Raw genomic sequence first — 15,197 nt, 5'->3', positions numbered from 1 at the left:
TAAATAAAGTTTATGATGTGTTATAAGAAAATATGATATAATACGGATATGCTTCTATATGTCTTATCTATACTAGCACTGTCTAACATGCTTTGGTGGCGTGTTTATAAGTTGCTGAAACAGTATAGTTTGGCTTGAAGTTTACATATCAGAACAGATACATCTACTAACATTAATGTTCGTGTTTTGGTATACTATTATCTACAACAAAGGTTTAGAAAATTCTAATAATTGATTTTTGGGGGTTGATCACTTGAAGAAGATTAATAAGTTAATGGTAGCAAACCGCGGTGAAATCGCAATTCGTATTTTCCGTGCAGCCACTGAATTAGACATTACAACAGTCGCAATTTATTCAAATGAAGACAAAGGTTCGTTACATAGAAACAAAGCTGATGAATCTTATTTAGTCGGAGAGGATTTAGGTCCTGCTGACAGTTATTTAAATATTGAACGTATTATTGAAGTTGCGAAGAATGCGAATGTTGATGCGATTCATCCAGGTTACGGATTCTTAAGTGAAAATGAAACCTTCGCAAAACGCTGTGAAGAAGAAGGTATTATCTTTATCGGCCCTAAACTTAAACATTTAGATATGTTTGGTGATAAAGTGAAAGCCCGTGCCACAGCAATTGAAGCTGGTTTACCAGTTATTCCGGGTACAGATGGTCCGATTGAGGATTATCATAAAGCTGCAGATTTTGCGAAAGAAGCAGGTTACCCATTGATGATTAAAGCCACTAGCGGTGGCGGCGGTAAAGGTATGCGTATTGTGAATGAGGAGTCTGAACTTGAAGAAGCCTTTACACGTGCGAAATCTGAAGCGCAAAAATCTTTTGGTAACAGTGAAGTTTATATTGAAAAATACATTAATGAACCAAAACATATAGAAGTTCAAATCATGGGTGATGAACACGGTAATATTGTTCACCTTTATGAAAGAGATTGTTCTGTACAACGTCGTCACCAAAAAGTTGTTGAAGTTGCACCGTCAGTAGGTATGGATGAAGGTTTACGTCAACGTATTTGTGACGCAGCATTACAATTAATGAACAATGTGGGCTATGTCAACGCAGGTACAGTTGAATTCTTAGTATCTGGCGATGAATTCTTCTTTATTGAAGTTAACCCACGTGTACAAGTAGAACATACAATCACTGAAATGATTACAGGTATCGATATTGTGAAAACACAAATTCTTGTAGCAGATGGCGAATCGTTATTTGACGATGAAATCGGTATTCCGCATCAAGATGATATTCATACATTAGGGTATGCGATTCAATGTCGTATCACAACTGAAGATCCGACAAATGACTTTATGCCGGATACTGGCCACATTATCGCTTATCGTTCTAGTGGTGGTTTCGGTGTACGTTTAGATGCTGGTGATGGATTCCAAGGTGCTGAAATTTCACCATACTATGACTCATTATTAGTGAAATTGTCTACACATGCGTTAACGTTTAAACAAACGATTGAAAAAATGGATCGATCTTTACGTGAGATGCGTATTCGTGGTGTGAAAACGAATATTCCATTCTTAATTAACGTGATTCGCAATAAACAATTCCAAGAAGGCGACTATACAACTAAATTCATCGAAGAAACACCTGAGTTGTTTGAAATTAATCCAACACAAGACCGTGGTACTAAAACATTAGAATACATTGGTAATGTGACAATCAACGGCTTCCCAAGTGTTGAAAAACGTCAAAAACCGGATTTTGAACGTCCACATGTAGACCGTGTACCAAGATCAGAAATCAAACAATTAAGAGGTACAAAACAACTCTTAGATGAACAAGGTCCTAAAGCTGTTGCGGACTGGTTATTAAAACAAGAAGATGTGTTGATTACAGATACAACATTCCGTGATGCGCATCAATCCTTACTTGCGACACGTGTGCGTACGAAAGATATGTTAGCTATCGCATCACAAACAGCGGAAATCTTACAAGATGCATTCTCACTTGAAATGTGGGGCGGTGCGACATTTGACGTTGCTTATAACTTCTTGAAAGAAAATCCATGGGAACGTCTAGAACAAATGCGTAAAGCCATTCCTAACATTTTATTCCAAATGTTATTACGTGCATCAAACGCAGTAGGTTATAAAAACTATCCTGATAATGTGATTAAGAAATTCGTAAAAGAAAGTGCTGAAGCTGGCGTAGATGTCTTCCGTATTTTCGACTCGTTGAACTGGTTAGACCAAATGAAAGTGGCGAATGAAGCGGTTCAAGAAGCGGGTAAAATCTCTGAAGGTACAATTTGTTATACAGGGGATATTTTAGATCCGCAACGCTCTAATATTTACACATTAGATTACTATGTGAACCTTGCGAAGGAATTGGAAAAAGAAGGATTCCATATTCTTGCGATTAAAGACATGGCTGGTTTATTAAAACCTAAAGCTGCTTTTGAATTAATCGGAGAATTAAAAGCTGCAGTTGATTTACCAATCCACTTGCATACACATGATACAAGCGGTAACGGTATTTTAACGTATAAACAAGCTGCAGATGCAGGTGTGGACGTGATTGATACAGCAGTATCATCTATGAGTGGTTTAACAAGTCAACCAAGTGCGAACTCATTGTACTATGCTTTAAATGGCTTTGGTCGTGATGCACGTACAGATATCAATGGTCTTGAACGTTTAGGTCAATATTGGGATACAGTACGTCATTACTATAGTGACTTCGAAAGTGATTTCAAATCACCGAACACAGAAATTTACCAATATGAAATGCCTGGCGGTCAATACTCAAACTTAAACCAACAAGCGAAAAGTTTAGGCTTAGGCAATAGATTCCATGAAGTTAAAGATATGTATCGTCGCGTAAACTTCTTATTTGGAGATATTGTTAAAGTAACACCATCTTCAAAAGTAGTCGGCGATATGGCGCTATACATGGTACAAAATGATTTAACAGAAGAAGATGTCTTAAAAGACGGTTACAAACTCGACTTCCCTGAATCAGTGGTCTCATTCTTCAAAGGTGAAATCGGTCAACCAACAGACGGCTTCAATAAAGAACTTCAAAAAGTTGTGTTGAAAGGTCAAAAGCCATTAACAGAACGTCCAGGTGAATACCTTGAAGATATCGACTTTGAAGCGTTACGTGAAGAACTTCAAGCAAAACAAGAAAAACCTGTCACTGAACAAGATTTAATCAGTTATGCGATTTATCCTAAAGTTTATGAACAATACATCGCTACGAAAGAACAATTCGGTAATGTGTCATTATTAGATACGCCGACATTCTTCTTCGGTATGCGTACGGGTGAAACAGTTGAAGTGGAAATCGATAAAGGTAAAACGTTGATTATCACATTAGAAGCAATTACTGAACCAGATGATAAAGGTGTCAGAACAATCTTCTTCATCATGAACGGTCAAACACGTCAAATTAAAATTCAAGATGAAAATGTGAAAACGAATGCGACAGTAAAACCAAAAGCAGACAAAGCTAACCCTAACCATATCGGTGCACAAATGCCTGGTACAGTGTCAGAAGTTAAAGTTGCAGTGGGTGATCACGTAGAAAGCGGACAAGCACTCTTGATTACTGAAGCAATGAAAATGGAAACAACAGTACAAGCACCATTCAACGGTACAGTAAAACAAGTTACTGTCACAAATGGTGAAGGTATTCAAACAGGCGACTTATTAGTGGAATTAGAAAAAGATGAATAATCGTTAAAATATGACGGAAGCTGATACTCTCTTCAGTTTCCGGTATTTCTATTCTTGAGAAGCCTATTTATAGTAAAAGTGATTAAGAAGTTTGGATAAAGCAACAAAAAATAACCGCTGAACAGTGATGTCTGTTCAACGGTTATTTGTATTAATAAGCGTTATTTTTAACTTTTTCAACACGTTTTGTACGCAGCATCAATAAGATGAAGTAGGCGATTAAACCGAATTCAAATGTGATAATTAATGCGTGTAGTAAAGCGATGAATAAATTCACGCTTGTGAAGATTGATAAAGCACCTGTGATAATTTGCAGTACGATTAAAAGTAATGCTGCTGTGTAACCGTATCGGATGGTACGGTTTTCGTGATAGTGTCTGATTGCATAGTTAAATGCAAGGAACACACTGATTGTAGCGATAAGTGCTAATAATCTATGCATGAATTGTACCCAGTCTTGTTCTGTATGTGGAATCAAGTCTGCGAATGGTAATGGCCATGAACCATAAGATAATGATGAATCTGTATGACGTACTAAAGCACCTGTGTAAATGCCGACATATAAACAAATCGCCATTGTCCAAGTATAGATTCTAAGTTTAGGATCTATGTGTACTTTGTTCGCTTCGTATTTTTTATCTACATCGAAGATGATTAATGTCAATACGAAAACAGATGAGAAGCTGATTAATGAGATACCAAAGTGCAATGCAAGCACGTAATCATTTTGTTGCCAAAGCACTGCTGCAGCTCCGACTAATGCTTGGATAAGCAAGAAACCGACACTGATAATTGCCAGTGGTTTAACTTCTTTGATATACCCGATATTCTTCCAAGCTGTAATGACCAACCATAATACAACGATTAATGATAAAGCAGATGTTGCTCTGTGACTGAGCTCGATAATTGTACTAATAGGTAAGTTTTGCGGTAATAAAGCACCATGACATAATGGCCATGATGATCCGCAACCATCGGCTGAACCTGTTTTTGTTACAAGTGCGCCACCTAATTGAACCCATGCCATAATAACTGTTGCGAGAACAGCTAACCATCTAAGGTTACGTTTTTTAAACAATTTAAAACACCCCACTGATTAATTGACATAGATAAAGGCAGAGGAAAGGAGGGATTTGTACGAACAAGTATGTAAGACGAATCCGAATTCCATGCCTCAAGCCTATTTGTCATTTGATAAATTGTAAATATTTATAAACATTATATCAATAATGGCTATAAATTTTAATAGCATGTGGATTGAAAATGTGTCACAAAAATGACGATTTTTTGAAAATTAGTGTTGTCGCTAAAGTGTCACAAATTTGTCTTATTTAGCCTAGTCAACTATTACTTTTTGCTATATCATTGTATTATATGAATATTTTAAGGAGGGGCATTATGGATAAAGGACATACTTTGTCGCAAGCTTCTGGTCGTGTAACCCTTAAAGAACTGAAAGCAATTATTAAAATGGGGCTCGTTCAAGGGAACTTAATTCCTGCCTTCACAGGAGCATGGCTAGCGATTGTATTAACGAATCACTCCTTCCTATCATCTATACCGCAAATTCTGTTGATGATGATCGGTTCAACGCTCATCATGGGGGGCGCATGTGCACTCAATAACTATTATGACCAAGATATTGACAGCATTATGCCAAGCAAACAGTCAAGACCGACAGTCAATAACAGAATTTCAAATAAAAATTTATTGATTTTAAGTTTCGGAATGATGGTTCTAGGAGAAATCTTATTATTTATCCTAAATATACCATCAGGTGTCATTGGTTTAATGGGCATTATCGGCTACGTATCATTTTATTCAATTTGGTCTAAACGCCACACAACTTGGAATACTGTTATCGGGAGCTTCCCAGGTGCAGTACCGCCTTTAATCGGCTGGACAGCAATTGAAGGCCAACTAAGCTTAACAGCAATTGCGTTATTCTTAGTGGTATTTTGTTGGCAACCGATTCATTTCTATGCCTTAGCTATTAAACGTCAAGACGAATATGCTTTAGCTAAAGTTCCTATGTTACCATCTGTTAGAGGTTTTAACCGTACACGTGTAGGTATGCTTTTATGGTTAGTCGCATTATTACCTTTACCATTATTATTTACAAATTTAGGTACGGTATTCGTTGTATTGGCAACACTTCTGAACTTAGGTTGGATATATCTTGGCTTAACAAGCTTCAAGAAGAACTTCAATCAAAAGAAATGGGCTACGTTAATGTTTGTTTACTCACTAAACTATTTAGTGCTATTCTTTGCATTAGCAGTCGTAATTTCTTTAATCAATATGATTTAAATAAATTGAAGATAGGATGAGATTTATGAGTCTACCTATATTGCCGACGATAAGTACAAGCTGTATTCAAATTTGTGCGGCGTTAGTTATTGTTGGATGGTACTTGATTAAAAAACGTAAAATTGAAGCGCATAAGAAAGTAATGTTGACTGCAGCATTCTTCGCATTAACATTCTTTATCATTTATGCAAGTAGAACATTCTTTATCGGGAACACTGCTTTCGGTGGACCTGCATGGTTAAAAGGATATTACCATTTCTTCTTGATTTTCCACATCGCGTTATCAACGGTGGGTGGATTAATGGGATTATTCCAAATCATCACAGCGTTTAAAGACAAATTTAATCTTCACCGCAAGGTTGGACCTTGGGCAGCGATTATTTGGATTTTTACAGCGTTCACAGGTATTATCGTGTACATCTTGTTATATGTTATGTACCCAGGTGGAGAAACAACTTCATTATTTAAAGCAACTTTCGGCTTTTAAAATGTAAAACATCGACTGATGACGTTATCTGTTGTCAGTCGATGTTTTTACATAAAGACTATCCTTGCGAGTGTGCGTGTGAAACGTGTACAATGATAATTACTTAACATTGAGGTGGGCGGAGAATGAGGAATTTAATTATTAAAGTTATAGGCGTCTTGCTTCTCATAACTTTTCTTATCTATTTATTTTATTCGCCACGGCTGAAATTTGATGTGTTAGAAAATCCAAACAAGAAATCGTCGACAAAAATTGAACAAACACAGAAAAAAGGGCCGGAGACTGAAAATCCAAAACCTAAGTCAGGAATTGGAACATGGGTCAACAATGACATCAGCGGTTTGACAAAGAAATTCGGTCAAGCTGATCGTGTCTATGCATACGCAAATGACTATAAAAACTATGTCTTCAGAGCACAGAATCAATATTATATTGTGACGGCTAAGAATAATATCATTAAATCAGTCTATGCGACAGGAACGAAGGCGGATATTGAACCTATCAATATCTCTGAAGATGCTTCGAGTATTTTTGAAAACACGAGTATTAATCCAGAACCCCGTATCAAAGCTAACGGTAAGTCTTATGATATAGAACTTTCTGATGAAGATATGAAAACACAAATGCTGATAAAATATGGTGATGTGTATGCGCAAGTGTATATCGACCAACAAACCAATAAAGTGGTTGGTGTAAGATTCCTTGATGCTAATGCACTTGTCATGTTTAATCCATATCAAATGACACAAACATCAAATGAAAAAACCGTTGAAAATCAACATAAAGATGTCCCATACGAACAAAACGTCAACCAGTTAATGACGCTTTATGAAGTTACCAATCAAATCAGAAGCTTGAAGGGGCTTAAACCGTTCAAAGTAAATAATGATTTGAGTCACATCGCTTCAGTAAACTTATACGAAAGTACAAATAAAAAAAATGTTGAATTTACTGAAGGTGCTTTGAAACAACAACTAGATGATCGTAATATAAAATTTGAAGCCGTAGGACAAAACGTTGGTTATGACTTTAATGACGTACCGACACTCTTGCATAGCTGGTTGAATTCAGACATTCACCGTTCTCGTTTATTGAATACACAATACACTGAAATGGGCGGAGATGTCATGGACGGCTACTATACATTAATATTTATTGGAGACTGATGGAAGGTGACAATATGATTAATTCTGAAATCATTGAGGTTTTAGATGGTGTAGATGAAGTCAGTGAAATGATTTTAAACTCAGAGATTTACCAAGAATATATAGCAGCACGTCAAGAAATGAACGAAGATGAAGCAGCGCAAACGCATTATCAAACGTTTATGAAATATAAAGAACGTTATGATGAAGTGATGCGTTTTGGTAAATATCATCCAGATTATCAAACAGTGACCCGTGCAACGCGTAAAAGTAAACGAGCATATGACATGGTCCCATCTGTGATGGCGTATAAACAAAAAGAAACTGAACTTCAAAATTTAGTGGATGAAGTCATCACAATTATCGCAACTTCTATTTCAGATAATGTGAAAATTGAAGTAGGGAATCCATTCTTTAGAACAGATATGCATGGATGCAGTACAGGCGGAACATGCCAATGCCAAATCCACGCTTAATATAAAACACAAAGCAACACCCGCTACATAAGCTATAAAGCCGATGGTAGCGGGTGTTGCTTTGTTTATTAATTATTATAATTTGAGTGATCAGTCATATTAATGTTGAGCTTGGTTTTGACGATATTGGAATGCAAGGTCAGGTCTGTCAGTGACAATAGTATGTGTGCCTTTGTTAAATAGGTCACTCATTAAATCAATACTGTTGACATCGTAATAACCTGGAACGATATTACGAGAATTCAACCAATTGATTAATCGTTTTGAAGTAAGTGGCACACCATGATAACTTGTCGGCATTTGGAAAGTGTTGGCTTGCGCTTCAAACATATTGCCTAAGCCGCTGAAGAATTTAACGATACCTACAGTGACTTCTTCTTGGCTTGCGCCTACCGCAACTGTTCCTAAGGCTAATTCAGAAAATCTAGCAATTTGTTCCTGATAGAAACTCGTCACTAATACGCGATCTTGTGCGTTATGACGTACGATAGATTTGTATAATAGTTCTGGTGCAATCGTACCTTCATAAGAGTCTGGACTATCTTTTAAATCCACATTAATGAGCATATCAGGATATAATTCTAACAATTGATCAAATGTCAGGATTTTCGCATCTGGGTGGTCACGATAAGGCGTCTCTTTATTGATGTCTTTAAAATGATAACCTGCATCCAGCTTTTGCAGTTCATCTAAGCGATGTTCACGTACTTTGCCTGAACCGTTGGTAGTACGGTCGACTGTGGCATCATGAAAGACAATCAATTGTTCATCACTTGTGACACGTACATCTGTTTCGAAGCCATCCACTTCGTAAGATGCCGCTGTATCAAATGCGAGTTTTGTTTGTTCCGGACGTAAAGCCATGCCGCCGCGATGGGCGAAGATATAATGGGGCTTACGTGTAAAGAATGCTGGGATAGGTTGAGGTTCTGGTTGTCCTTTTAATTTTGACAAAAAGATAAGTCCGCTGAATATACCGGCAGCACCTGCTACACTGTTTCTGATAAGTCTACTTATTTTTACCATGAAATTTCCTCCTCGTAGTTTATGAAGCTAACCAAAAGTGATATCTAAGAAGCGTGAATGCTTAGTGATACAGAGGTTTGGTTATTTCAAATTTAGTTCAGTCGTGATACTATAGATTAAAGTAATGGAGTGATCAAAATGACAGAAATCATACCAAGAACCAGTTTAATTATATACCTTAAACATATGAAGCATGAACGTCATATTAGAAAATACGGTCATATTGTCAATAGTAATCGTAATCGCAAATATGTCATCATGTATATCAATGAAAATGATGCCGATCATATTGTCAACCGACTCATGAAATTAAAGTATGTGCGTCACATTGAAGGTTCTCCTTATAAATATTTAAAGAAAACGTATGAAAAAGAAAAATACGAAATCAATTAATAGTTACACTACTGTATCAACCAATATAACCCTTATGTTATGACATTAAACGTTATTGTAATGGCGGTATCCAATGATATAAGCGTAAGACACCGACTAAATAGTTGAAATAGAGTTCTAAATCATGAAACTCGTCTGAAGATTTAACATCTAATTCGTTTAACGGTAATTGATAATCTTCAGCGAAGCCGCGAATCATTGCTGATTTTTTATTATCCTCTGGATGAGGGTAAGGAAAAGCATTCAACATGATATACATGGCTTGGAAGTAATTGCCTTCAGTTGGATTCATGATAATCGCTGCAGAACTTAAACCTTTGTCTGAACTTGGACTGTTAAAGAACACAATGCGATTAATGCGTTCATGATTATATTGAATAAGTGTTTTGAACTCAAATAAATCGGTGAGTCCTTCACCGAGTACAATAAAAGATTGTTTCATTTTGGGAATAGCCTCCTTATTACCCAAATTATATTATAGAACAAGAGGGGAAGTGAAGTATTAGATGAGAGTGATATCAGGCCAACATAAAAGTAAACCTCTAGAAAGTCTGCAAGGGCGTAATACACGTCCGACAACAGATAAAGTAAAAGAAAGTATCTTTAATACCTTGCATGATGTATCAGGTATCGGTTTGGATTTGTTTGCGGGAAGCGGTGCTTTAGGTATAGAAGCATTGTCTCGTGGTATGGACGAAATGATTTTTGTAGATCAAAATTTTAAAGCAGTCAAAGTAATCAAAGCAAACTTAAACAGCTTAGATTTGATGAAACAAGCAGAAGTCTATAAAAATAATGCTGACCGTGCCTTGAAAGCATTAGCTAAACGAGACATTCAATTTGATTTAATCTTCTTAGACCCGCCTTATGATAAAGGATTAATTGATAAAGCATTAGCACAAATCGAAGAGTTTAATTTATTGAAGAAAAGTGGTATCATCGTTTGTGAGTTTAACCATAAAGAAAACATTGATACGCACTCTTTTGAAGTGATTAAACGTTATCATTATGGCTTAACGGATACTATGTTATTAGAAAAAGGAGAACATGATGGCTGAAACAAAAGCAGTAATACCAGGTAGTTTCGATCCAATTACATATGGGCATTTGGATATTATTGAACGTGTGGCACACCGTTTTGATGAAATCCACATCTGTGTATTGAAAAACCGTAATAAGTCAGGGACTTTTACTGTGGAAGAACGCATCGCTTTAATTGAAGAATCTGTCGCAAATATCCCGAACGTACAAGTGCACCAATTCAATGGTTTACTTGTAGATTTTTGTGATAAAATCGGCGCAAAAACAATCATTCGAGGATTACGTGCAGTCAGCGACTTTGAATACGAATTACGTTTAACATCTATGAACAAGAAGTTGAATAGTGATGTCGAAACATTATATATGATGACAAGCACGAACTATTCATTCATCAGTTCTAGTGTAGTTAAAGAAGTAGCGCAATATAAAGCGGATATTTCTGAGTTTGTACCGCCTCCTGTAGAAAAAGCATTAAAAGAAAAATTCGGAAACTAATAAAACACGTTTCAACGTCTATTTGTATCATACAAAAGGTGTTGAAACGTGTTTTTTATTTGATATTAAATGTTTTGTAGTTATTGATTTAACTTTTCATAAGCACCGATGGCAACAGCTAAATCAAAGTAAGCTGCACCAACACATTTAAAGACAGTGATGGCGTCATTATTTTTACGATATAGAGTCCCTTGTTGTGAAAGTGTTTTGAGTTCATCATTGATTTCTTCGAAAGTGAAAGTTTTATTTTCATTCGCTTCAATCAATTCTCCTGACTCTTCTTTAGCCCCTTCAAGATCATCTACAACGACACTTTCTGCTTGCGTGAAAATATTTGCATCTAGTTCTTTCATATCCGGTTGGTAAGAGCCAATACCGTTGATATGTGTGCCAGGTTGTACATCTTCAGCGTTAAAGACAGGCTGTGTGGAAGGTGTTTGGCAGTTGATAATATCTGCTTGTTTGACCAGTTTTGATACATCTTCTAATACTAGAACATTTAAATCTGGATAATCTTTTAAAATACGTGTTTTAAAGTCTTGTGCTTTTTCTGTTGTACGGTTGTAAAGCAAGACTGTGTCAATAGGGCGGACCTCGATATTACCTAAGAATTGTTCGTAAGCCATACCACCTGTCCCAATCATACCTAATGTTGTCGCATCTTCACGGCTCATATATTTAGTCGCAATACCGCTCAGTGCACCAGTTCTCAATCTAGTCAGGTAACTGCCATCTAACATCGCTTTCGTTTCACCATTTTTAAGATTAGTAATCACGATTTGTGCTTGTGTAGTAGGTAGTTGCTGTTTTGGATTCTCTGGAGTGATAGATGTAATTTTGATTGTGCCGAGTTGTTTGGCTAAGTCAACACAAGGCATGTATAACATAGATTTTGCACCATCACCTGTAGGAATCACCGTACGTGGTGCAGTTTTGATTTGGTTCAGCTTATTGAAACTTTCTTCAATCGCTGTAATCGCATCTTTCATATGATAACGTTCTTTTACTTCCGATTCTGAATAAACTTGCATGTTGATTTACCCCCTTATTGTGACTGTACCCTAATTACAGGTGTATTGAAATCATCAGCGGTTTGACCAGACAGTGCATTATAAATTTCAGTTGCTTTGATTTCTGGTTCAAAATGACTTGCGGTCGCTTTATTAACGTTTGTAATAAAGTGACGATCTGGAAAATCTTTCTTCAATTGTTTTAAGTACGCTTGTCCTTTTTCATTCATACCTAAGATGCGTACAGCGTCAATTTCATTTTGTTTATTTGCTTGTTTAAAGTTTAACAAGCAGTTCATTAACATACGCTGAATACGGGTATACGTATAGCGCTTAGTTTTAAGCAGCTGCATCAATTGATTGAAGTTGTGTGCAGATTGGATTTTTTCTTTTAAACGATACTCAAACCCTTCACTAACCGTATGCATCTCACGTAGTTCTTCAAGAGAGGCGCGTAATAATGTAAATTTCAGATAAGGGAACACTTCATCTAACGTTAATTGCGGTGATGTATACAAGTGTTTAACTGATGATGGAACTACTGTTTCAAAGCTTGCATCATTGTTTTTGAGCGCCTTTCTGATTGCGCTGCCGCTTGCGAAAGTTTGGTTGTCTATGGTTTGGTTATGATGGTTCGTTTGGTGTCGTTGTAATGTCAAAGGTGTGATGTGTGCTGCATAGTGTTGAATAGCTTGTACATAAGAGAGACCTAAGATATTATTAGGTGTCTGCAGTAAAGCAGGTTCATCTAATAATTCATGGATGATTCTAGGGTAACTTTTCCCTTCGTGCAGCTTTGTTTGAAATTCTGGATGTTCTTCGATATGGTTGAGTTGCATGGCAACATGTTCGAAATCTTTGATGCTGCCGGATTCACTTCCGAACACGAGTGCATCACAATTAAGATAGTCAGCAACTTTGACACCCATTTCTGCGAAGTATTCTCCAGCAGATAACGCTGCATAAGCAGGAAGCTCGACGACAAGGTCGCAAGCAGAGAGTGCCAATCGTGTGCGTAAAAATTTGTTGTAGATTGCGGGTTCTCCGCGCATCACAAATTGACCGCTCATAATAGCTACAGTGATATCTGCATCAGCGATTTGACGTGCTTGTTCTGCATGGTAGACATGCCCGTTATGGAAGGGGTTATACTCTGTAATCAGTGCAGCGCATTTCATTTGCAATCCGTCCTTTCAGAATTCATTATGATTATTGTATCAAAAAGTCAAGATGTTAAGAAAAAATCTTGACAACTTAACGCTAGAAAGTTAAAATAAATTTTGTGCTTGTTAGAGGTGAAGCCATATGAAATGGTCAATAACGCAATTAAGAAAATATCAAGGTCAGCCTTTTGAATTTGATCAAACAGTAAATTATAATCATTTAATTGATAAATTAGGACTTATAGATTTATCTGATATCCGAGTGAAGGGCAAACTTGATGTCAAATCAAATGAAGTTGTCGCTGATATCCACTTAACTGGTGCGTACACGATGGAAGATGCGCGTACATTAAAACCGGTTGAAGTGCCGATTGATGTGGAAACAACAGAAATATTTGATTTAGAAGGTCATGAGTTTAGTGATAGTGAAGAAGATGATGAACATTATCATCTTGCTACAAACGGAATGATTGATTTACGTGATATCGCAGAAGAGCTTGTCATCATAGAAAAGCCTATCCGAGCAGTGGCTGAAGACAGCAGTTTAGAAGACATGCTGCAGAGCGGTCAAGGTTGGGAAGTTATTGACGAAGACGAATTAGAAGAAAGTGAACAAGCAGAAGAAATCTCTTCTAAGAAAGTCGATCCAAGGCTTCAAAAATTGCAACAATTTTATGATGAAAAGCAATAGAAGTTGATGTACAATAGATAGTATTGTTATTAACATCTTAATCGCACAGTAACAAAGATTTTTGTGTTTGAAATTTAAGGAGGATTAAATCATGGCAGTACCAAAAAGAAGAACATCTAAAACTAGAAAAAATAAACGTCGTACTCACTTTAAATTATCAGTACCAGGTATGACTGAATGCCCTAACTGTGGTGAATACAAATTATCTCACCGCGTTTGTAAAAACTGTGGTTCTTACAACGGTGAAGAAGTCGTTTCAAAATAATTGATGAATAATGAGACCCATCGTATATAACGGTAGGTCTCATTTTTGTTTATGAGAAGCAACATGATAAAATAAGGAAAAATCGTAAATGAGGTAACCGACTATGGAACAAATTACGTCACCGCAAAATACGAAGGTGAAACAAGCGAATAAATTAAAGAAGAAAAAAGAACGAGATAAAACAGGACTGTTGTTGGTAGAAGGGACACATTTGATTGAAGAAGCGGTTCAAAGCCAATTATCAGTAAAACAACTTTTTGTCGTTGAACCTGAACGCTTTGATGCACAATTAATTGAAGCTGCTGAAGAAGCGTTCCATATAAACTTCAAAGTAGCAGAAAGTTTGTCAGGAACTGTGACACCTCAAGGTATCTTTGCGGTCATTGAAAAACCAGAGGTTGCTTCACGTATCGCAGAGGCTAAACAAGTATTACTGCTTGATCGCATTCAAGATCCAGGTAATCTTGGTACGTTGATTCGTACAGCTGATGCAGCTGCGTTGGATTTGATTGTTATGTCACCAGGAACAGCCGACGCGTATCAAGATAAAGTATTACGCTCAAGCCAAGGCAGTGTCTTCCATTTACCGATTGTCACTCAGCCGATTGAGGAATTTATTAATCAATTTGATGGGCCGGTATACGGCACTGCATTAGAAGATGCGGTGAATTTTAATGAAGAGGATGCACAATCATCTTTCGCGTTATTGCTTGGTAACGAAGGTCAAGGTGTCGATCCAGCATTATTAAGTCACACGACGAAACGTTTAACAATTCCGATGTACGGGGCTGCTGAAAGTCTGAATGTAGCGATTGCAGGCAGTATCTTAATCTATAAATTAAAAGGTTGACCGGTCGGAAGGGATTACTTATAATTAAATGTGATTCAGAGTTTGAGCAGATGACTCAAACAGATAAATTAATACTTTGCCTATAAAAAGACGTAAATTATCAGAAGCAGACTGTTTAGGGAGAATAACCGTGACTGAAAGT

General features: G+C 36.8%; 16 protein-coding genes. 11 read left to right on the top strand and 5 right to left on the bottom strand.

All coding sequences use genetic code 11. The features are described from left to right. The first annotated feature begins 253 nt into the window (after window positions 1-253). Window positions 254-3,703, top strand: a complete 3,450-nt coding sequence (locus HMPREF2603_RS05850) for a pyruvate carboxylase (protein WP_002480544.1) — start codon at window positions 254-256, stop codon at window positions 3,701-3,703. Between the two features lie 151 nt (window positions 3,704-3,854). Here the strand turns inward: HMPREF2603_RS05850 and HMPREF2603_RS05845 are convergent, their stop codons facing one another. Then, the gene (locus HMPREF2603_RS05845) at window positions 3,855-4,781 is read right to left on the bottom strand and encodes a COX15/CtaA family protein (RefSeq protein ID WP_057510365.1); all 927 of its coding nucleotides are present in this window, start codon (window positions 4,779-4,781) and stop codon (window positions 3,855-3,857) included. Between the two features lie 320 nt (window positions 4,782-5,101). On the opposite strand from HMPREF2603_RS05845, the gene cyoE reads away from it, so the two are divergent. From cyoE to HMPREF2603_RS05825, 4 genes are all read left to right on the top strand, one after another. Further along, window positions 5,102-6,013 (top strand): heme o synthase, encoded by a 912-nt coding sequence (cyoE, locus tag HMPREF2603_RS05840; RefSeq protein ID WP_060803912.1) that lies wholly within the window; start codon window positions 5,102-5,104, stop codon window positions 6,011-6,013. A gap of 25 nt (window positions 6,014-6,038) precedes the next feature. Then, a complete protein-coding gene (locus HMPREF2603_RS05835) occupies window positions 6,039-6,500 on the top strand; it encodes a DUF420 domain-containing protein (RefSeq protein WP_002480547.1) in 462 nt (153 codons plus the stop codon). A 125-nt stretch (window positions 6,501-6,625) separates the two neighbouring features. Continuing rightward, window positions 6,626-7,666, top strand: coding sequence for a CAP domain-containing protein (locus HMPREF2603_RS05830; protein ID WP_060803913.1), 1,041 nt, complete (start codon window positions 6,626-6,628; stop codon window positions 7,664-7,666). A 14-nt stretch (window positions 7,667-7,680) separates the two neighbouring features. Next, window positions 7,681-8,121, top strand: a complete 441-nt coding sequence (locus HMPREF2603_RS05825) for a YlbF/YmcA family competence regulator (protein ID WP_060803953.1) — start codon at window positions 7,681-7,683, stop codon at window positions 8,119-8,121. 99 nt (window positions 8,122-8,220) lie between these two features. On the opposite strand, the gene HMPREF2603_RS05820 is transcribed toward HMPREF2603_RS05825, so the two are convergent. After that, window positions 8,221-9,147 (bottom strand): glycerophosphodiester phosphodiesterase family protein, encoded by a 927-nt coding sequence (locus HMPREF2603_RS05820; protein ID WP_060803914.1) that lies wholly within the window; start codon window positions 9,145-9,147, stop codon window positions 8,221-8,223. 138 nt (window positions 9,148-9,285) lie between these two features. Between HMPREF2603_RS05820 and HMPREF2603_RS05815 the strand changes: the two genes are divergently transcribed. Continuing rightward, window positions 9,286-9,540 (top strand): DUF2129 domain-containing protein, encoded by a 255-nt coding sequence (locus tag HMPREF2603_RS05815; RefSeq protein ID WP_002480551.1) that lies wholly within the window; start codon window positions 9,286-9,288, stop codon window positions 9,538-9,540. A 52-nt stretch (window positions 9,541-9,592) separates the two neighbouring features. Here HMPREF2603_RS05815 and HMPREF2603_RS05810 read toward each other — a convergent pair whose 3' ends face one another. Continuing rightward, the gene (locus HMPREF2603_RS05810; protein WP_002480552.1) at window positions 9,593-9,982 is read right to left on the bottom strand and encodes a DUF7147 family protein; all 390 of its coding nucleotides are present in this window, start codon (window positions 9,980-9,982) and stop codon (window positions 9,593-9,595) included. A 64-nt stretch (window positions 9,983-10,046) separates the two neighbouring features. On the opposite strand from HMPREF2603_RS05810, the gene rsmD reads away from it, so the two are divergent. Next, on the top strand, window positions 10,047-10,598 hold the full coding sequence (gene rsmD / locus HMPREF2603_RS05805) for a 16S rRNA (guanine(966)-N(2))-methyltransferase RsmD (RefSeq protein WP_002480553.1): 552 nt from the start codon (window positions 10,047-10,049) through the stop codon (window positions 10,596-10,598). Then, window positions 10,591-11,076, top strand: coding sequence for a pantetheine-phosphate adenylyltransferase (coaD, locus tag HMPREF2603_RS05800; RefSeq protein WP_002480554.1), 486 nt, complete (start codon window positions 10,591-10,593; stop codon window positions 11,074-11,076). The genes rsmD and coaD overlap by 8 nt, the downstream gene beginning before the upstream one ends. Window positions 11,077-11,156: 80 nt before the next feature. Here coaD and HMPREF2603_RS05795 read toward each other — a convergent pair whose 3' ends face one another. Further along, window positions 11,157-12,107 carry an ornithine cyclodeaminase family protein gene (locus HMPREF2603_RS05795; RefSeq protein ID WP_060803915.1) on the bottom strand — a complete coding sequence of 317 codons (951 nt, stop codon included), beginning with the start codon at window positions 12,105-12,107 and terminating at the stop codon, window positions 11,157-11,159. Between the two features lie 14 nt (window positions 12,108-12,121). Then, complete coding sequence (locus tag HMPREF2603_RS05790) at window positions 12,122-13,264, bottom strand: nucleotidyltransferase (RefSeq protein ID WP_060803916.1); 1,143 nt, start codon at window positions 13,262-13,264, stop codon at window positions 12,122-12,124. 127 nt (window positions 13,265-13,391) lie between these two features. Here HMPREF2603_RS05790 and HMPREF2603_RS05785 point away from each other — a divergent pair, with 127 nt between their 5' ends. From HMPREF2603_RS05785 to HMPREF2603_RS05775, 3 genes are all read left to right on the top strand, one after another. Beyond that, complete coding sequence (locus tag HMPREF2603_RS05785; RefSeq protein WP_002480557.1) at window positions 13,392-13,940, top strand: YceD family protein; 549 nt, start codon at window positions 13,392-13,394, stop codon at window positions 13,938-13,940. 91 nt (window positions 13,941-14,031) lie between these two features. Then, window positions 14,032-14,205, top strand: a complete 174-nt coding sequence (rpmF, locus tag HMPREF2603_RS05780) for a 50S ribosomal protein L32 (RefSeq protein WP_002480558.1) — start codon at window positions 14,032-14,034, stop codon at window positions 14,203-14,205. A 103-nt stretch (window positions 14,206-14,308) separates the two neighbouring features. Then, the gene (locus tag HMPREF2603_RS05775) at window positions 14,309-15,055 is read left to right on the top strand and encodes a TrmH family RNA methyltransferase (protein WP_060803917.1); all 747 of its coding nucleotides are present in this window, start codon (window positions 14,309-14,311) and stop codon (window positions 15,053-15,055) included. Window positions 15,056-15,197: the final 142 nt, after the last annotated feature.

Origin of the sequence: Staphylococcus sp. HMSC055C03 (assembly GCF_001809385.1) — a bacterium.
GTDB lineage: Bacteria > Bacillota > Bacilli > Staphylococcales > Staphylococcaceae > Staphylococcus > Staphylococcus simulans.
Note: the sequence above shows the minus strand (reverse complement) of the source record. Positions and strands in the feature narration are given on the sequence as shown.